Annotated in this window: 14 protein-coding genes; 8 read left to right on the top strand and 6 right to left on the bottom strand. The window is 67.8% G+C overall.

Annotated elements, in window-relative coordinates; translation table 11 throughout:
• Window positions 1-22: 22 nt before the first annotated feature.
• Genes ptsP through ACW179_RS02695 form a run of 3 tightly spaced genes read left to right on the top strand, consistent with a single transcriptional unit; the run spans window position 23 to window position 4,792 of the window.
• Window positions 23-2,566 carry a phosphoenolpyruvate--protein phosphotransferase gene (gene ptsP / locus ACW179_RS02705; RefSeq protein WP_492062716.1) on the top strand — a complete coding sequence of 848 codons (2,544 nt, stop codon included), beginning with the start codon at window positions 23-25 and terminating at the stop codon, window positions 2,564-2,566.
• A 4-nt stretch (window positions 2,567-2,570) separates the two neighbouring features.
• The gene (gene nagE / locus ACW179_RS02700) at window positions 2,571-4,352 is read left to right on the top strand and encodes an N-acetylglucosamine-specific PTS transporter subunit IIBC (protein ID WP_492062714.1); all 1,782 of its coding nucleotides are present in this window, start codon (window positions 2,571-2,573) and stop codon (window positions 4,350-4,352) included.
• A gap of 59 nt (window positions 4,353-4,411) precedes the next feature.
• Window positions 4,412-4,792, top strand: a complete 381-nt coding sequence (locus ACW179_RS02695) for a thiol-disulfide oxidoreductase DCC family protein (RefSeq protein WP_492062712.1) — start codon at window positions 4,412-4,414, stop codon at window positions 4,790-4,792.
• Between the two features lie 23 nt (window positions 4,793-4,815).
• On the opposite strand, the gene ccrA is transcribed toward ACW179_RS02695, so the two are convergent.
• Window positions 4,816-6,090, bottom strand: coding sequence for a crotonyl-CoA carboxylase/reductase (gene ccrA / locus ACW179_RS02690; RefSeq protein WP_492062710.1), 1,275 nt, complete (start codon window positions 6,088-6,090; stop codon window positions 4,816-4,818).
• A 266-nt stretch (window positions 6,091-6,356) separates the two neighbouring features.
• Between ccrA and ACW179_RS02685 the strand changes: the two genes are divergently transcribed.
• The 3 genes from ACW179_RS02685 (at window position 6,357) to ACW179_RS02675 (ending at window position 9,559) form a co-directional block, all read left to right on the top strand.
• The gene (locus tag ACW179_RS02685; protein ID WP_492062708.1) at window positions 6,357-7,088 is read left to right on the top strand and encodes an enoyl-CoA hydratase/isomerase family protein; all 732 of its coding nucleotides are present in this window, start codon (window positions 6,357-6,359) and stop codon (window positions 7,086-7,088) included.
• A gap of 105 nt (window positions 7,089-7,193) precedes the next feature.
• A complete protein-coding gene (locus ACW179_RS02680; protein ID WP_492062705.1) occupies window positions 7,194-7,436 on the top strand; it encodes an HP1242/YdcH family protein in 243 nt (80 codons plus the stop codon).
• Window positions 7,437-7,564: 128 nt separating this feature from the next.
• Complete coding sequence (locus ACW179_RS02675; protein ID WP_492062703.1) at window positions 7,565-9,559, top strand: methylmalonyl-CoA mutase family protein; 1,995 nt, start codon at window positions 7,565-7,567, stop codon at window positions 9,557-9,559.
• 161 nt (window positions 9,560-9,720) lie between these two features.
• Here the strand turns inward: ACW179_RS02675 and ACW179_RS02670 are convergent, their stop codons facing one another.
• The 3 genes from ACW179_RS02670 to ACW179_RS02660 all read right to left on the bottom strand — a co-directional run bounded on the left by ACW179_RS02670 (window position 9,721) and on the right by ACW179_RS02660 (window position 12,057).
• The gene (locus ACW179_RS02670) at window positions 9,721-11,091 is read right to left on the bottom strand and encodes an MFS transporter (protein ID WP_492062700.1); all 1,371 of its coding nucleotides are present in this window, start codon (window positions 11,089-11,091) and stop codon (window positions 9,721-9,723) included.
• Window positions 11,092-11,214: 123 nt separating this feature from the next.
• On the bottom strand, window positions 11,215-11,514 hold the full coding sequence (locus ACW179_RS02665; protein WP_492062697.1) for a hypothetical protein: 300 nt from the start codon (window positions 11,512-11,514) through the stop codon (window positions 11,215-11,217).
• Between the two features lie 66 nt (window positions 11,515-11,580).
• Window positions 11,581-12,057 carry an SRPBCC family protein gene (locus ACW179_RS02660; RefSeq protein ID WP_492062695.1) on the bottom strand — a complete coding sequence of 159 codons (477 nt, stop codon included), beginning with the start codon at window positions 12,055-12,057 and terminating at the stop codon, window positions 11,581-11,583.
• A 142-nt stretch (window positions 12,058-12,199) separates the two neighbouring features.
• Here ACW179_RS02660 and ACW179_RS02655 point away from each other — a divergent pair, with 142 nt between their 5' ends.
• Together ACW179_RS02655 and ACW179_RS02650 are read left to right on the top strand one after the other, a co-directional pair.
• Window positions 12,200-12,964 carry an SDR family oxidoreductase gene (locus ACW179_RS02655; protein WP_492062693.1) on the top strand — a complete coding sequence of 255 codons (765 nt, stop codon included), beginning with the start codon at window positions 12,200-12,202 and terminating at the stop codon, window positions 12,962-12,964.
• Between the two features lie 79 nt (window positions 12,965-13,043).
• Entirely contained in the window at window positions 13,044-15,629 is a 2,586-nt protein-coding gene (locus ACW179_RS02650) for a hybrid sensor histidine kinase/response regulator (RefSeq protein ID WP_492062691.1), read from the top strand.
• Here the strand turns inward: ACW179_RS02650 and ACW179_RS02645 are convergent.
• A complete protein-coding gene (locus ACW179_RS02645; protein WP_492062689.1) occupies window positions 15,626-16,123 on the bottom strand; it encodes a GNAT family N-acetyltransferase in 498 nt (165 codons plus the stop codon). The two genes, ACW179_RS02650 and ACW179_RS02645, sit on opposite strands and share 4 nt — an antisense overlap.
• Window positions 16,120-17,280 carry an aminotransferase gene (locus tag ACW179_RS02640; RefSeq protein WP_492062687.1) on the bottom strand — a complete coding sequence of 387 codons (1,161 nt, stop codon included), beginning with the start codon at window positions 17,278-17,280 and terminating at the stop codon, window positions 16,120-16,122. The genes ACW179_RS02645 and ACW179_RS02640 overlap by 4 nt, the downstream gene beginning before the upstream one ends.
• Window positions 17,281-17,299 lie beyond the last annotated feature (19 nt).

Genomic DNA, 17,299 nt, shown 5'->3' with positions numbered 1-17,299 from the left:
CCTTCCAGAGAGTAGCGCACCCGTGTCCAACCTCGTTCTCTCCGCGCCGCTGAAGGGCTGGATCGCACCGCTCGACGAGACGCCCGACGCCGTGTTCGCTCAGCGGATGCTGGGCGACGGTCTGGCCATTGATCCGACGGGCTCGACCCTGCATGCGCCCTGCGACGGCGTGGTCCTGACCGTGCATCGCGCCCGCCATGCGGTGACCCTGCGGGCCGCCAATGGCGCCGAGATCCTGATGCACCTGGGTCTGGAGACCGTGGCGCTGGAGGGGGCCGGGTTCGAGGTGCTGGTGGCGCAGGGCGAGGCCGTTACGGCGGGCCAGCCGCTGATCGCCTTTGATCTCGACTATCTGGCCCAAAATGTCCGTAGTCTGATTACCCCGATTCTGGTGACCAATCTGGAGGCCTTCCAGATCGTCGCTCGCCGTCAGGACCGCTCAGCCGAGGTCGGCGATGTGCTGATGGAACTGGCGGCCCTGAGCATCGCCGTCGCCGCCACGGACGCTACCGGAACCGAACTGTCGGCCCAGGTGGTCGTGCCGCTGGCCCATGGCCTTCATGCGCGCCCTGCCGCCCGGATCGCGCAGGCCCTGGGCCCCTTCACGGCGCAGGTCGCCCTGCTGCAGGGCGAGCGGCGCGCCAACGCCCGTAGCCCAGTGGGCGTCATGGCCCTGGCCATCCGGCATGGCGAAACGATCCAGGTCGTAGCCAGCGGCGCCGACGCGCAGGCCGCCCTGGCGGCCGTCGTCGCCCTGGTCGAGAGCGGCATGGGCGAGGGAGCGCCGGTCGCTGCAAAGGTCGCCGTGCCGGCTCCATCCGCCACGCCGTCAGCGCCGGCCAAAATTCCTGCCGAAGGGGTGCTCAAGGGCGTGCGCGCCGCGCCGGGCCTGGCCATCGGCAAGGCCGTGCGCCTGGCCTCCAGCGAGATTACGGTTCTCGAGGCCGGTGAGGGCGTCGCCGCCGAACAGGCCGCCCTGACCTCCGCCGTGCTGGCGGTGCGCGGCCGTCTCGAAGCCGCAGCCGCCTGTGAAAGCGACACGGGCGGCGACAGGGCCCGCCAGGCGATCCTGTCTGCCCACCTGGCCTTTCTGGAAGACCCCGAACTGACCGCCCAGGCGCGGGCCCTGATCGAGCAGGGCAAGAGCGCCGGCTTTGGCTGGCGCAGGGCGGTCGGCGGTTATGTCGAGGCGCTGAAGGGCCTGGGCGACGCCCGTATGGCCGAGCGGGTCGACGACCTGATCGATCTGGAGTGCCAGGTGCTGCGCGCGCTGTCGGGCGAGGAAGAGGCCGCCGCGTCCCTGGCCCCCGGTTCGATCCTGCTGACCGACGAGCTCTTGCCCTCGCAGCTGATGGGCGTGGACCCTGGCGTGCTGGCCGGCTTCTGCACGGCGCGCGGCGGACCGACCGCGCATGTGGCCATACTCGCGGCCGCCATGGGGATTCCGGCCCTGGTCGCGGTGGGCGGTGCCGTGCTGTCCATCGCCGATGGAACCGCCCTGATCCTCGACGCGGACAGCGGCCAGCTGCGGGTGGCCCCTGACGCCCCGGCGCTGGAAGCCGCCCAGACGATGCTGGCCCAGCGCCAGGAGCGCCGGGCCGCCGCCAGGGCCATGGCCCACCTCACCTGCCTGACCCGCGACGGGCATCGGATCGAGGTGTTTGGCAATGTCGGCGCGCTGAGCGACGCTCAGTCGGCCGCAGCCAATGGCGCAGAGGGCTGTGGCCTGCTGCGCACCGAGTTCCTGTTTCTCGATCGCGATACCCCGCCCGATGAAGACGAACAGGCTCGCCAGTACCAGGCCATCGCCTCAGCCCTGGACGGCAAGCTGCTGATTGTCCGTACCCTGGATGTCGGCGGTGACAAGGCCGCGCCCTACCTGCCGATCCCGGCCGAAGAGAACCCGGCCCTGGGCCTGCGCGGCGTGCGCGTATCGCTGTGGTGGCCGCACCTGCTGAAGACCCAGATCCGCGCTATCCTGCGCGTGCAGCCTTCCGGTCAGTGCAAGATTTTGGTGCCGATGATCGCCAGCCTGGATGAGCTGCGCGCCGTCCGCGCCGTGCTGGAGGAGGCCAAAAGCGAACTGGGCGTCACCCATGAGGTAGCCCTGGGCGTGATGATCGAGACCCCGGCCGCCGCCGTCACCGCCGACCTGATCGCTGCCGAGGCCGACTTCCTGTCGATCGGCACCAATGATCTGACGCAATATGTGCTGGCCATGGACCGGGGCAATCCCGAACTGGCCGCCCACATCGACGCTCTGCACCCGGCCGTGCTGCGCATGATCGCCCAGACCTGCCAGGGCGCCGCAAAGCACGGGCGCTGGGTGGGCGTCTGCGGCGGGGCGGCGTCAGACCTGACGGCCGTGCCCATCCTGCTGGGTCTGGGCGTCACCGAGCTGTCGGTTACCCCCTCGACGGTGCCCGAGGTCAAGGCCCTGGTCCGCAGCCTGGATCTGAAGGCCTGCCAGGCCCTGGCCGCTCAGGGGCAAGACCTGACCTCGCCCGAGGCGGTCCGCGATCTCTGCAACGCCTTCCTGGCCCAATCTTCGACTGTGAGTGTTTGAGACCATGAAGTCGCCGCTCGAAGTTCTCCAGCCTCTGGGCCGGGCCCTGATGCTGCCCATCGCCGTCCTGCCCGTGGCGGCCCTGCTGCTGCGGCTGGGGCATGGCGACCTGCTGGGCGCGCCGGCCCTGGCGACCATGACCCACGGCCTTTCCCTGACCATCGCCAATGTGTTCGGCGCGGCGGGCGGGGCGATCTTCGGCAGCCTTGGCCTGATCTTCGCCATTGGCGTGGCCGTGGGCTTGGCGCGAGAGAACCACGGCGCGGCGGGCCTTGCCGGCGTCGTGGCCTATCTGGTCGCCACCAAGGGTGCCGAAGCCCTGATCGTGGTTCCGCCCGAAGTGGCCGCTGCCGCCGTCGAGGGCGCGAAGGATCTGGTGGTCGCCGCCTGGAAGGCCAAGGAGATCGGCAAGCTGTCGATCCCGGTCGGCATCCTGTCGGGCCTGATCGCGGGCGCGCTCTACAATCGCTACTCAACCATCAAGCTGCCGGAATACCTGGCCTTCTTCGGCGGGCGGCGCTTCGTGCCCATCGCGGCGGGTCTGGCCGGGGTGGGGCTGGCCCTAGTGTTCGGTTTTGGCTGGGGTTTCCTTGAGGCCGGCGTTGATGGGCTGAGTAACCTGGTGGTCGCCTCGGGCGATGTGGGGCTGTTCATTTACGGGGTGCTGAACCGCCTGCTGATCGTTACGGGCCTGCACCACATCCTCAACAATGTGGTCTGGTTCATCCTTGGCGACTTCAACGGCGCGACCGGCGACCTGAACCGCTTTGCGGCCGGCGATCCCACCGCCGGGGCGTTCATGAGCGGCTTCTTCCCGGTGATGATGTTTGGCCTGCCCGCCGCCTGCCTGGCCATGCTGCACACCGCCCGGCCCGAGCGCCGCAAGGCCGTGGGCGGCATGCTGAGCTCTCTGGCCCTGACCTCGTTCCTGACCGGAGTGACCGAGCCCATCGAGTTCAGCTTCATGTTCCTGGCGCCGCTGCTCTATGCGGTCCACGCCGTGCTGACCGGCCTGTCGATGGTGATCATGAACCTGCTGGAGGTGAAGCTGGGCTTCGGGTTCTCGGCCGGCCTGTTCGACTATGTGCTGAACTTCAACAGGGCCACCCGACCGCTGCTGCTGATCCCCGTGGGTCTGATCTATGGCGCGGTCTATTACGGCGTGTTCCGCTGGGTGATCGTGCGCTTTGACCTGAAAACCCCCGGCCGCGAGCCCGAAGACACGCTTGCCGCGCCGGTGGCGGCGGCCGCCGGCGGGCGGGGCGAGGACTTCCTGATCGCCCTGGGCGGGGCGGCCAACCTCGCCTCGGTCGATGCCTGCACCACGCGCCTGCGGCTGATCGTGACCGGCCAGGGCGTGGTCGATGAGCCGCGCCTGAAGGCCCTGGGCGCGCGCGGTATCGTGCGGCCCTCCGAGCGCACCCTGCAGGTGGTGCTGGGTCCGATCGCCGACCAGGTGGCCAGCGAGATCCGCGCCGCCGCCGGCCCCCTGGGCGGCACTGTCTTGGCCCCGTCCGCCGCGGTGGCCGCGCCGGTCGCTGCAGGGGATGCGGCCCAGGCCAAGGCCCTCGTCGCAGCCTTGGGCGGGGCCGGCAATATCGAGACCCTGGGCAGTTGCACCAGCCGCCTGCGTCTGGTGGTGCAAGATCCCCTGGCCGTGGACGAGGCGGCACTGAAGGCCGTGGGCGCTCGGGGCGTGGCACGGATCGGCGAGCGCACGATCCACGTCGTGCTGGGTCCCCAGGCTGACGCCCTGGCCGAAGCCATCCGGCGGCTGCCGGCCTGACGGGGCCCTTTTTGCAGACGGCCGATGCGAAGGGGCGTCGGGATCGCTAAGTAAGGGCCATGACCCAAGTAACTGTCTGGTTCGATGGCGGATGCCCGCTGTGCCTGCGCGAGATCGCCCTGATGCGGCGACTGGACCGGGCGGGCGCGATCGACTTTGTCGATGCGGCAGGGGGCGAGGGCGATTGTCCGCTGGACCGCGCCGATCTGCTGGCCCGGTTCCATGCCCGCGAGGACGGCCAGCTGCTGTCGGGCGCGGCCGCCTTTGCGGCCATGTGGCGTGCGATACCGGTGCTGCGGCCCTTCGGCCTGCTGGCCAAATGGCACCCCGTGCTGGCGGTTCTGGAGTTCAGCTATCGCCGGTTCCTGCGTCTTCGGCCCCGTCTGCAACGCTTCGTCGCGCGCTGGTTGCCGCTCAAGGATCGCGCGCCGACCTCCTGATCAGAGGCCGACGCGCGGCAGTCCTAAAGCGTTCCGCTGAGCTCCTGCACCTCTTCAAAGGTGCGCAGGCCCGGGCGCTGGGCGCAGACCAGAACGCCCATGTTTCCCGGCAGATGCTGGTTGGCCAGCATCTTCTCGTGGGCCAGGGGGATGTCGTTCCAGGGGAACACTTCCGACAGGCAGGGATCGACACGGCGGTCGATGACCAGCTGGTTGGCGGCGCTGGCCTGCATCAGGTTGGCGAAGTGGCTGCCCTGCACGCGCTTTTGCCGCATCCACAGGAAGCGGGCGTCCATGGTCAGGTTGAAGCCGCTGGTGCCGGCGCAGATGGCCACCATGCCGCCGCGCTTGACCAGGAACACCGAGACCGGGAAGGTCGACTCGCCAGGGTGCTCAAACACCATGTCGACGTCCTTGTTGCCGGTGATCTGCCAGATCGCCTTACCGAACTTGCGGCTTTCCTTCATGTAGTCGGTGAATTCGGGACCGTTGACGGTGGGCAGCTGGCCCCAGCAGTTGAATTCCTTGCGGTTCAGCACCGCCTTGGCACCCATCGACAGCACAAAATCGCGCTTCTCGTCATCGCTGACCACGCCGATGGCGTTGGCCCCGACCACAGCGGCCAGTTGCACGGCGAAGACGCCCAGCCCGCCCGAGGCACCCCAGACCAGCACGTTCTGGCCCGGCCGCAGCTCGTGCGGGTTGTGGCCAAACAGCATCCGATAGGCGGTGGCCAGGGTCAGGGTGTAGCAGGCGGCCTCTTCCCAGGTCAGGTGCTTGGGGCGCGGCATCAGCTGGCGCGACTGCACCCGGCAGAACTGGGCGAAGCTGCCGTCGGGCGTTTCATAGCCCCAGATGCGCTGGCTGGTGGAGAACATCGGGTCGCCGCCGTTGCACTCCTCGTCGTCGCCGTCGTCCTGGTTACAGTGGATGACCACCTCGTCGCCCAGCTTCCAGCGCTTGACCTTGGCGCCCACGGCCCAGACGATGCCCGAGGCGTCGGATCCGGCGATGTGATAGGGCTGCTTGTGTCCGTCCAGTGGGCTGATCGGCTCGCCCAGGGCGGCCCAGACGCCGTTGTAATTGACGCCGGCGGCCATCACGAGGACCAGCACCTCGTCCTCGCCAATCTCCCAGGTGGGTACGACCTCGACCTGCATGGCAGTGGACGGTTTGCCGTGGCGCTCCTTGCGGATGCTCCAGGCGTACATGTTTTTGGGCACGTGATAGAGCGGCGGAATCTCGCCGATCTCGTACAGGTCCTTCACGGGCGACTTTTCAAGCGTAGCGATCGTCATCTCTCTCCCCGTTCTCTCCGGCCCGCTGCTTCTGCATTGCAGCAAGGTCCAAAGCTTCGTCTCGGCTGCGCGCGGGGCGGTCAAACTGGGAAAATCAGCCGCCGACCCGTCATTTTAGGCTCCAGCGCGGACAAATCCGCCCCGAAGTCCCGTAAGCTGAGACAAGTGTTTGAAACTGGCAAGCGGAATCTTGTGCGACGCAGCATGGTTGCATCTGAAACGACCTCGCCGCTTTGCAGGCGCCGCCATATCGGCGAGGTTGCCGCATGACCCAGGCCCTGCATCTCTCCCGCCCGTTCCCCGCCATCGTGCTGCTGGCCCTGGACGCCCCGCCTGCCAATGGCCTGGGCATGGCGCTGCGTGGCGAGCTGTCACAGGCCCTGGCCGACATCGAGGCCGACACCAGCGTCCGCGCCGTGGTGCTGACCGGCCGCAACGGGGCCTTCTGCGCCGGCGATGACCTGCGCGAGGCCCTGGGCCGTACCCGCGAGCAGCAGTTGACCGCCGTGCTGGGCTTCAATGGGCTGATGGACCAGGTCGCGGCCTGCCGCGTCCCGGTCATTGCTGCCGTGGACGGCTGGTGCCTGGGCGGCGGGCTGGAACTGGCCCTGGCCTGCGACATCCGCCTGTGCAGTGACCGCGCCGCTTTCGCGGCCTCCGGCGTCAATATCGGCCTGATGGCCTCGGTCGAGCGGCTGCCGCGCTTGATCGGCGAGGCCCGGGCCCGGGTTCACCTGCTGACCGGCGAGACCTTCGGGCCGGAGCGGGCCCTGGCCGACGGGCTGGTCAGCGCCGTCCATCCGGTCGAGGTGTTGCTGGAGGAGGCTCTGGCCGTGGCCGAACGCATCGCCACCCGCGCGCCGCTGTCGGTCGAGGCGGTCAAGCAGGCCATGGCCGGTCAGACGGTCGATGTCGCGGCCCTGGTCACCAGCGCCGACCATGCAGAGGGCCTGGCGGCGTTCCGCGAGAAGCGGGCGGCGGTGTTTGGGCGGGCCTGAGCTTGACGCCACGGCGATTGATCGATCGCAAGGCCAGGCCATCTCAACCGGCGCAGGGTGGAGGTGACGCCAAGCCGGGCGTCATTTTGCTGGAAGTCCTGACCCATGAGCAATACGCCCCATGAACTGCACGAAGAGTTTCCCCAGGACGCCGACCGTATCCACACGCTGAAGACCACTGACGCCCACTTCGCCAAGCTTGTTGAGAGCTATCACGAGGTCAATCGTTCGGTGCACCGGATGGAAACCAACATCGAAGCGGTGGCCGATGCGGTCCTCGAGGACTTCAAGAAGCAGCGCCTCGACCTGAAGGACAAGATCGCCTCGGCCCTGGCCGCGCACGCCTGATCGAAGCGTCCGTCCCGGTGGCCCCGAGCTGCCGGGATGCGCGACTCTTCGCTTTTGCGATATTGCATCGCAGCAAATCCCGGTTCATGATCGCCAATAATCAAGAACGATAAGTCGGGAGCGCAGGAATGTCAGGAAAGCCGTATCAGCACGCGCCGGATGCGCCGTGGATCTTCCGCACCTATGCGGGCCACTCGACGGCCGAAAAGTCCAACGCGCTGTACCGGGCCAACCTGTCCAAGGGCCAGACCGGCCTGTCGGTGGCCTTCGACCTGCCCACCCAGACCGGCTATGACCCCGACCACATCCTGGCGCGCGGCGAGGTCGGCAAGGTGGGTGTGCCGATCAGCCATCTGGGTGACATGCGCCAGCTGTTCGACCAGATCCCGCTGGACCAGTCCAACACCTCGATGACCATCAACGCCCCGGCCGCCTGGCTGCTGGCCCTGTATGTGGCCCTGGCCGACGAGCAGGGGGCCGACCGGGCGCTGCTTCAGGGCACGACGCAGAACGATCTGATCAAGGAGTATCTGAGCCGGGGCACCTACATCTTCCCGCCGGGCCCTTCCTTAAGGCTAATCGGCGACATGATTGCCTGGTGCTATCTGGAGGTTCCCAAATGGAACCCGATGAACGTCTGCAGTTATCACCTGCAGGAAGCCGGCGCGACGCCCGAGCAGGAGCTGGCCTTCGCCCTGGCCACCGCCATTTCCGTACTCGACACCGTCAAGGCCGGCGGCCAGGTGCCCGACGAAGACTTCGAGATCGTCGCCTCTCGGATCAGCTTCTTCGTTAATGCTGGCGTGCGGTTCGTGACCGAGCTGTGCAAGATGCGCAGCTTCACCCGCCTGTGGGACCAGATCCTGCTGGAGCGCTATGGCGTACAGGACAAGAAGGCCCGCCGCTTCCGCTATGGGGTGCAGGTCAACAGCCTGGGCCTGACTGAGCAGCAGCCCGAGAATAACGTCTATCGCATTCTCATTGAGGCCCTGGCGGTCACGCTCAGCAAGGATGCCCGCTGCCGGGCCCTGCAATTGCCGGCCTGGAACGAGGCGCTTGGCCTGCCGCGTCCGTTCGACCAGCAGTGGTCGCTGCGCCTGCAGCAGGTGCTGGCCTATGAAACCGACCTTCTGGAGTATGAGGACCTGTTCGACGGCTCTCACGTCGTCGAGGCCAAGGTCGCCGAACTGAGCAAGGGCGCGCTGGAGCAGCTGGCCCTGATCGACGAGATGGGCGGGGCCCAGAACGCCATCGACTACATGAAGACCCAACTGGTCGGCTCCAACGCCAAGCGCGTGCGCGAGACCGGCGACATGACCGTGGTCGGCGTCAACCGCTGGACCGACACGGAGGTCTCGCCGCTCATGGCTGTGGGGGCGGCCGGCGAAAGCAGCATAGAAACCGTCGACCCGCGCCTGGAAGCCGGCGTCGTCGAACGCATCAAGGCCTGGCGCGCCGGCCGCGACGCAGCCGCTGTGGAGGCCGCCCTGGCCGACCTGAAGGCCGCCGCCCGCGATGGCCGAAATATTATGGAACCCTCGATTACAGCCGCCAAGGCCGGGGTCACCACCGGCGAGTGGTCGGGTGCCCTGCGCGAGGTGTTCGGCGAGTATCGCGGCCCCACCGGCGTGGCGGTGGTCGTCTCGACCGGCGAGGCCGAAGACGTCGAGGCCGTGAAGCGCGAGGTCGAGCGGGTCTCGGAAGTTCTGGGCCGTACCCTGACCTATCTCGTCGGCAAGCCGGGCCTGGACGGCCACTCCAACGGCGCCGAGCAGATCGCCACCCGGGCTCGCGCCTGCGGCATGGAGGTCGTCTACGACGGCATCCGCTCAACGCCGGACGAGATCGTGCGCCGCGCCAAGGAGAGCCGCGCCCACGTCGTGGGCCTGTCGATCCTGTCGGGCTCGCACCTGGACCTGGTGCAGGAAGTGGTGCGCGTCATGCGCGCCGAAGGCCTGGGCGACGTGCCCGTGGTCGTCGGCGGCATCATCCCCGACGCCGACGCCCTGATCCTCAAGCAGATGGGCGTGGCCCGGGTCTACACGCCCAAGGACTTCAAGATCACCGAGATCATGGGCGACATCGTGAAGTTGGTGGAAGGGACGGTGCTGACGCAGGCTTGAGGGGCGGCGATCCCGGACGCGGCCCGAGGGGCGGCAGATCCGGGACCGCTGTATTTTCAGCGGTCACAGTTTGCTGTTTAGCGACCGTGATTTCGAGCCGTTCGTCGAGCGGTTGGGGCTGGTTTCGGCGATGGTGTGAGAGGGCACGCGGCGGACCACTTCTAACCCCGTCCCAGCCGCCACCCCGCCATAAGGCCCAGCAGGGCCAGGGGCAGGAAGGCGTAGAACAGCATCAGCCCGTGGGATAGTCCGCCGTCCGGGGTGACGCCGTGGGCGAAGCCCAGGGCGTTGGCGAGGGCTCCAGCGGCGGCCGCGCCCGTGGCGCCGCCGATCAGCTGGGTGGTCGGCACGGCGGCCGAGGCCAGGGGCTGTTCGGCCAGAGGCGCGCCGCCGATCACCCGCTTGGCCAGGAACGCCCAGCAGATGCCAAAACCGCTGCCCAGCAGCACCATCGACAGGGTGATGCCCACGAGGCCCCCGCGCACCATCTCGAACGCGCCCCAGGCGACGCCGGCCGCGATCACCACAACGCCCGTGCGGATCGCCAGGCCTTCATGCCGGGGCGCCAGGCCGGCGACCACGAACGACATGATCGTCCAGCCCGCCGCGATGCCGCCGATCACATAGCCGCTGATCAGCGGATCGGCACCGTGCAGCACCTGGATGAAGGTCGGGCCATAGACCGCAAAGCCCACGGTCGCGGCCTCGCAGAAGAAGATCACCATCAGGCCAAGGCCCGTGGCGGTGGTCAGGTCGCCGGCGGCGCGCGGCAGCAGGCGGTCGGGCGAGCGCTTGTTGACCCACAGCATGGCGGCCATGGTCAGGGTGCCCAGGGCTGCGCAGAGCGCGGCGAGCAGGCCGCCGGGCACGACACCGGCGGCGGCGATCAGGCTCACCCCCAGGGTCAGCAGGGCCAGTTGCCGGCCTGGAATGTGGCCCTCGTCGCGGGTTCCTTTTGTCGAGGGCATCAGCATCAGAACCGCGCCGACAAAGATCACGGCCTGGATGACGAAGAACCAGAAGGCTCCGCGCCAGAAGCCGGCCTGGGCGAACAGGCCGCCGCACAGCGGGCCCAGCAGGGTGGCTGCGCCCCAGACGCCGGCAATGGCGCCATAGACGCGCGGCCACAGGCTTTCGGGGAACATGGCGGTGATGGCCACATAGCACAGCGAGACGATGGCCCCCGCGCCCAGCCCCTGCACCAGCCGGCCGGCCACGAAGATCAGAAAGTCGGGGGCCAGGGCGCTCATGGCGCAGCCTATGGCGTAGATCACCCCGGCCAGGGCTGTCGCTTGCCGCAGTCCAAAGCGCATCGACAGCTTGCCCGCGCAGGCCCCGGCCAGGATCGAGCCCAGCAGGAAGGCGGCGATCGACCAGCCGAAATACTGATAGCCGCCGATCTCGCGTGCCACGCTGGGCATGATGGTTACGGTCACCAGGGTGTCGGCGGCGTTCAGCCAGATGCCCAGGCACAGCAGGGCAAAGCGCGCGGCGAGGTCGCGGTTCAGAAGATCGCGCCATCCGGGCGTCATGTTGGGCTTTCTGGTGGTTCAGGGTCTGGGCGCGGCTCTACACGCCGCCCCGGCGGGTTGCCAGCCCTCAACGCCCATTTGGACGCTGGCCCTCCGGCAGGTCCTGGCGCTTTCCCGTCGCGTTCAGCTGTGGCTCAGGTCCATGCCCAGGGTTGGGCCGATCCCGTCCGGATAGTCCCCAAACGGATGGGTACCGGCCTGTCGCTTTGCGGCGGCGTCGAGCTTGCGGCGCAGATCTTCGCCCAGCATCAGGGTGGGCTCGCCGCGATCATCCTCTTCCGGTTCATCCGCGACAGAGGCCGCCATCACCTGACGCAGGCGCTCGCCAAAGACGCTGTCTTCCGGTGTTCCGTGCTCTGGAGGGTGATCCAGAAAGGCCAGAACCTCCTCAAGGGCGGTCTCATCGCTAACGATCTCGGCCATGCTGCAACTCCCGACTGTTTGGCTGAAACGGACGGGTGAGAGTGCGGTTCCCTGAGCTAGGGGGCGCTAGAGGCTGGCGGCCAGGGCGGCCAGCTGGTCGGTGGCGATCCCCCAGCCTTCATGGAAACCCATCTGCTCATGTGCGGCCTTGTCCTCCGCGTTCCAGTGCCGCGCGACCGCCGTGTAGTTCGTGCGCCCTTCGCCAAGATCCTCGAAGCTGACCGTGACGACCGTGAAGGGCTTGGCCGAGGGCTTCCACGCCTCGCTGAAAGCGTCGGTGATGACGAGCTTTACGTTCGGGATGACCTCCAGATAGACGCCGGGATTGTCGATCACCTCGCCATTGGGGCCCGCCATGGTGATCAGGCTGTTGCCGCCGGTTCTGACATCCATCACCGCCTTTGAAACCCTCCAGGGCGGCGGGCAGAACCACAGGGGCAGCAGCTCGGGCGTGGTCCAGCAACGGAACAGCTTGTCCGCCGGCGCGTCGATAACGCGGCTGAGAATGAGGTCGCGTTCGGGGTCCAGGTCAGGAACGGGCATGTCAGGCTCCAGGGTATCGGCCGAAACGTCGAGACAACTTTGCCGCAGAAGGGCCTGTTCTGACAAGGCCTCGGCGACTTGACCTGGCTATCCCCGACCGCCACTGTGCCTGGAATTAAAACAACTGTTTAGGGCGCGCGACATGGGCCTCTTCGACCTCACCGGCAAGGTGGCGATCATCACCGGATCCTCACGCGGGATCGGCAAGGCCATCGCCCAGCGCATGGCCGAGCATGGGGCCAGGGTGGTGATCTCGTCGCGCAAGGCCGGGCCCTGCGACGAGGTGGCCGCCGCGATCAACGCCGAGCACGGCGAGGGGACGGCCATAGCGGTCCCGGCCAATATCGGCTCGAAGGAAGATCTCCAGCGGCTGGTCGATGAGACGAAGGCCGCATTCGGCAAGGTCGACATCTGCGTCTGCAACGCCGCATCCAACCCCTATTACGGTCCGCTGGCCGGCATCGCCGATGACCAGTTCCGCAAGATCCTCGACAACAACATCATCAGCAATCACTGGCTGATCGGCATGGTCGCGCCCGAGATGCGCCAGCGTCGCGATGGGTCGATCATCATCGTCAGCTCGATCGGCGGCCTGCGTGGCAACGCCATCATCGGGGCCTACAACATCTCGAAAGCCGCCGACTTCCAGCTGGCCCGCAACCTGGCCCACGAGTTTGGCCCCGACAATGTGCGGGTCAACTGCATTGCGCCGGGCCTGATCAAGACCGATTTCGCCAAGGCCCTGTGGGACAATCCCGAGACGCTGGAGCGCTCGACCAAGAGCGTACCGCTGCGCCGGATCGGCGAGCCGGACGAACTGGCCGGGGCCGCCGTCTATCTGGCCTCGCAGGCCGGCAGCTTCATGACCGGGCAGGCTTTGGTGGTGGACGGGGGCGCGACCATCTAGTGTCCTTGGAGCCGCCCAAGCTTAACGGCTCTTATACAGGTTGCCGCGCACGGTTCCCGCCTTTGTCGGGGAACGAGTCTTGCGTCGCCTTTTTGCATCTATCGCTCTGGTCGGAGGCCTGGCGACCAGCGCTCCGGCCCTGGCGGGTCCCGGTGCGTCTCAGAGCATAGCCGCCAAGCTCGAACAACTGAACAATCAGGTCGGCGCCCATCAGGTTGCCAAGCCGCCCAATCGCAACGAGGACATCGAGAAAGCCGGCCGCAAGGCGCTGCGCCAGCAGGGTTCAGAGCGTCTCTACGGCCTTTGGCGCGTGCTCTATGCTTACAAAAGCAACCAGGTCCAGGGCGGCTTCGAGACCTGGGCAGAGCGTACACGCCAGGTGGCCCAGCGCGACAAGGACGCCGAACTGCTGGCCCTGGTCGACCTGCTGACCCTGACCTACCGCCACGAGACTCAAGGCTATCGCATCTTCACGCCCGATGACTGGCGCCGGTTCCTCAATGGGCCGTCGCGCGACATTCGCATGATGGCCGGAGTCGAGCGCGTTCGTGACCAGGCCCAGACCGGTCGCTGGGCAGAGGCCGCGCGCCTGGCCGCCGAACTGTCGATTGAGGCCGAGCGGCGCGGTGAAATCGCCCGCCCCCTGCTGGCCGAGATCCACCAGGTGCATTCCTACACCCTGTCGGACATCGGCGATAAGGAAGGAGCCCTGGATCACATGGCCCAGGCGGCGGCGCTGGACGAGCGCGACGCCTTCTACATGCGCAAGATCGAGCGGGTCTACGACATCGCCTATACGGCGGTGGAAATCGGCGAGCTGGGCGCCGCCGAGCGCTTTGCGACCCTTCACCGAACCATGACCAAGGCCGATGGCGATCCTGACCTGCGCAGCTGGGACCGCTTTCTTTGCACGATCGTCGCCGAAGGGCGCAACGATCCTCGGCGCGTGCTCAACTGCGTCTCCGAGATCGACGCGGATCTGGCCAAGCCCACCACGCGCCTGCACGTGTTGATGCTGCGCAAACGGGGCTGGGCGCGTGCGATGCTGGGCGACACCGCCGGGGCGCGCGTCGACCTGACGACCCTGCGCTCGCTGCCAGCCACGCTTGCGGCCCCCGATCCGCAGATAGAGCAGTTGATCCAGGCCTATATCGACAAGGGCGAGGGGCGGCTGGAGTCGGCTTTCGACCGGCTGGAGGCCTGGGGCCGAATTGACCGCGAAAAGGCCAGCAAGGCCCATGCGCAGGGCGTCGCCGAAATGTCGGCGGCCCTTGAAAGCGAGCTGCGGGTCAAGCGCAACGAGAGCCGGCGGCTGGCCGCCGAGGTGGCCCTGAACCGCCGCCTGGCCCATGCATCGGGCGTCATCGCCTCCCTGCTGGCCTTGCTGGGCGTTGGCGGTGTGGCCCTGACCATCTATCAGCGCCGCATCTCCCGTCGCCTGCGCGAGGCTCAGGAGCGAGCCGAGGCCGCCAATCGGGCCAAGTCATCCTTCCTGGCGGTGATGAGCCACGAGTTGCGCACGCCGCTGAACGGCATGCTGGGCCTGGCCCAGGTGCTGCGCAGCGACAGCCTGACGCCGGCCCAGCGCGAACATGTCGACCTGATCCTGGACTCCGGCGACACCCTGCTGGTGCTGCTCAACGACATTCTCGACCTCTCCAAGATCGAAGCGGGCAAGCTGGAGATTGCGCCCACGCCCGGGGATCTGGTCCAGACCTGCGCGCGCCTGATCGGCGGCTATCAGCCCACGGCGCGCGAGAAGGACATCACCCTGACCTTCCGTGTTGAGGGCAAGCCGCCGGGACCCCTGCTGTTTGACGCCGTGCGGGTGCGTCAGTGCATGACCAACCTGGTGTCCAATGCCCTGAAGTTCACCAATGGCGGATCGGTCGAGGTCGTTCTGTCATGCGCGCCTGATCTGGCCAGCGGTCGCCAGCGCGTGCGGCTGAAGGTTTCGGACACCGGCATCGGCATGAATGAAGCCACCCTGGCCAAGCTCTTTGGTGCCTTTACCCAGGCCGACGCCTCGACCACCCGAAATTTCGGGGGTACCGGTCTTGGCCTGAACATTACCCGCCGGCTGGTCGAGATGATGGGCGGCGAGATCGTGGTCGAAAGCCGCGATGGTCAGGGGTCGGTGTTCACCATCGAGATCCTTGCCGATGCGGCGACCGACGTCGCCCCGACCCGTGAACCGACCCGCGAACCGACCCTCGACGAGACGCCCGATGAGTCCAGCTTCACCGCCCTGCACGGCCGCAGGGTGCTGGTGGTCGATGACCACCCGGTCAATCGTCGCGTCATCCGCCTGTTTCTCACGCCCTTTGAATGCGAGCTGATCGAGGTCGAGAACGGCCTGCAGGCGCTGGAGGCGCTGGACCGTGAGGCGGTCGACATTGTGCTGATGGACGTCAACATGCCGGTGATGGACGGGCTGGAGGCCACCCGGCGTCTGCGGGCCGATCCGCGTTTCGCCCGCCTGCCGGTGATCGCCCTGACCGCAGACGTGATGTCGGCCCAGATCCGCACCTGCCTGGACGCCGGGACCGACGCTCACGTCGCCAAGCCCATCGACCTGCGCAACCTGCTGTCAGTGATGGATCAGTGCCTGGGCGCGCGCTCTGCCGGCCGGCCCGAGGGCGATCGCAATGCTCTGGCGGTTTAGGGGCGGCCTCGCTCAAAGCGCATGATCTGTCCCTCCTCGGCATCCAGATGGCCGCCGACATGGACAAATCCACAGCGCGTCAGCACCTTTTGTGATGCTTCAAGCCGGGGCAAGGTCTGGGCCACCACCCGCTTCACGCGGGGATCGGCGAAGGCCTTGGCCACCATCAGCTCAGCTGCCGCGACGCCGTAGCCCTTGCGCTGCTCGGTCTCGACGATGGCGTATCCGATCTCGACCTCGCCCTGCGCGGTCGGCGGGCCCTTGAAGCCGATCACCCCGACCAGACGCTCGTCCGCCACGATGTACCAGCAGGCATAGCCTGGCTCGGCGGGATGCTCGGCCAACAGGGCGCGCATCCAGTCGCGGGTGGCGCGGTCATTGTGCTCCGGCGGCCAGGCGGCAGGCGGGGCGACGCCCAGGCAGTCGGCGATGGCTTCGCCGCCCACGTCCTCGGCGTCCAGGGTCGCGGTGGTCCCGCAGATCAGCCGGATCATCCGGCGTGTTCCTGCCGGGCGCGCGCCAGGCGTTCAACCGCCTGGTCCAGGGTGTCATCGGCCTTGGCGAAGCACAGGCGCACGACATGGGTCACGGGATCCTGCGCATAGAAGGCCGAGACGGGGATGGCCGCCACCCCGTGCTCGCGCACACTGGCCAGGCAAAAGGCCCGGTCGGCGGTTTCCACGCCGGAGGCGCGCAGGTCGACATTGAGGAAATAGGTCCCGGCGCTGGGCAGCACTGCAAAGCCTGCAGAGGTCAGGCCGTCGGCAAGGCGATCGCGCGAGCGCTGCAGGCCGGCCGGCATGGTGACGAACCAGTCGCGATAGTGCTCCAGCCCCCAGGCCACGGCGGTCTGCAGGTTGGGCGGGGTGGTAAAGGTCAGGAACTGGTGGGCGCCGGCCAGGGCGCGGGTCAGGGGCGGGGCGGCGCACAGGAAGCCGACCTTCCACCCCGTCATACCAAAAAGTTTGCCCGCCGAGCCGATCTTGACCGTGCGCTCGCGCATGCCCGGAAAGTCCATCAGCGAGCGATGCCGCGCCCCGTCGAAGGTGACCGCCTCCCACACCTCGTCGCAGACGGCGACGGCGTCGTGCGCCACGCAGAATTCGGCCAGCAGGGCCAGGTCCGCGTCGGGGGTAACGGTCCCTGCCGGATTGAGGGGGCTGTTGAGCACCACCATCCGGGTTTTGTCGGTAAAGGCGGCCTCCAGCATGGCCCGGTCAAACCGCCAGTGCGGCGGCGTCAGGCGCACCAGCCTGGGCACGCCACCCGCCCGGCGGATCAGCGGCAGATAGGCGTCGTAAAGCGGCTGGAACAGCACCACCTCGTCGCCGGGCGAGATCAGCGAGAAGAAGGCCGCCGCCAGGGCCTCGGTGGCGCCCGAGGTGACGGTGACCTCGCCCTCGTCCAGGTCCAGCCCCTGCGACAGGCGGTAGTGCTCAGCGACGGCGCGGCGCAGTTCGGGCAGGCCGCGCATCGGCGGATACTGGTTGAGGCCCGTCATCAGGGCCTGCGCCGCCCGGGCGCGCACCGGCTCGGGACCGGCGTCGTCGGGAAAGCCCTGGCCCAGATTGAGGGCACCCAGCGTGCGCGCCAGGCCACTCATCTCCTCGAAGATGGTGGTGGGCAGGTTTTCGAAGACGGGGTGGACCATGGGACGCGTTCGCTGTTGC

The organism is Caulobacter sp. AVps18 (genome assembly GCF_058681425.1).
This window is presented reverse-complemented; position numbering and strand designations above follow the sequence as displayed.

What these genes read in the sequence shown, in the direction of transcription:
- ACW179_RS02645 (WP_492062689.1), bottom strand. Translation starts at nt 16,123, where the DNA reads ATGATCCGGCTGATCTGCGGGACCACCGCGACCCTGGACGCCGAGGAC.
- ACW179_RS02665 (WP_492062697.1), bottom strand. Translation starts at nt 11,514, where the DNA reads ATGGCCGAGATCGTTAGCGATGAGACCGCCCTTGAGGAGGTTCTGGCC.
- ACW179_RS02680 (WP_492062705.1), top strand. Translation starts at nt 7,194, where the DNA reads ATGAGCAATACGCCCCATGAACTGCACGAAGAGTTTCCCCAGGACGCC.
- ACW179_RS02640 (WP_492062687.1), bottom strand. Translation starts at nt 17,280, where the DNA reads ATGGTCCACCCCGTCTTCGAAAACCTGCCCACCACCATCTTCGAGGAG.
- ccrA (WP_492062710.1), bottom strand. Translation starts at nt 6,090, where the DNA reads ATGACGATCGCTACGCTTGAAAAGTCGCCCGTGAAGGACCTGTACGAG.
- ACW179_RS02670 (WP_492062700.1), bottom strand. Translation starts at nt 11,091, where the DNA reads ATGACGCCCGGATGGCGCGATCTTCTGAACCGCGACCTCGCCGCGCGC.
- ACW179_RS02655 (WP_492062693.1), top strand. Translation starts at nt 12,200, where the DNA reads ATGGGCCTCTTCGACCTCACCGGCAAGGTGGCGATCATCACCGGATCC.
- nagE (WP_492062714.1), top strand. Translation starts at nt 2,571, where the DNA reads ATGAAGTCGCCGCTCGAAGTTCTCCAGCCTCTGGGCCGGGCCCTGATG.
- ACW179_RS02685 (WP_492062708.1), top strand. Translation starts at nt 6,357, where the DNA reads ATGACCCAGGCCCTGCATCTCTCCCGCCCGTTCCCCGCCATCGTGCTG.
- ACW179_RS02675 (WP_492062703.1), top strand. Translation starts at nt 7,565, where the DNA reads ATGTCAGGAAAGCCGTATCAGCACGCGCCGGATGCGCCGTGGATCTTC.
- ACW179_RS02660 (WP_492062695.1), bottom strand. Translation starts at nt 12,057, where the DNA reads ATGCCCGTTCCTGACCTGGACCCCGAACGCGACCTCATTCTCAGCCGC.
- ACW179_RS02695 (WP_492062712.1), top strand. Translation starts at nt 4,412, where the DNA reads ATGACCCAAGTAACTGTCTGGTTCGATGGCGGATGCCCGCTGTGCCTG.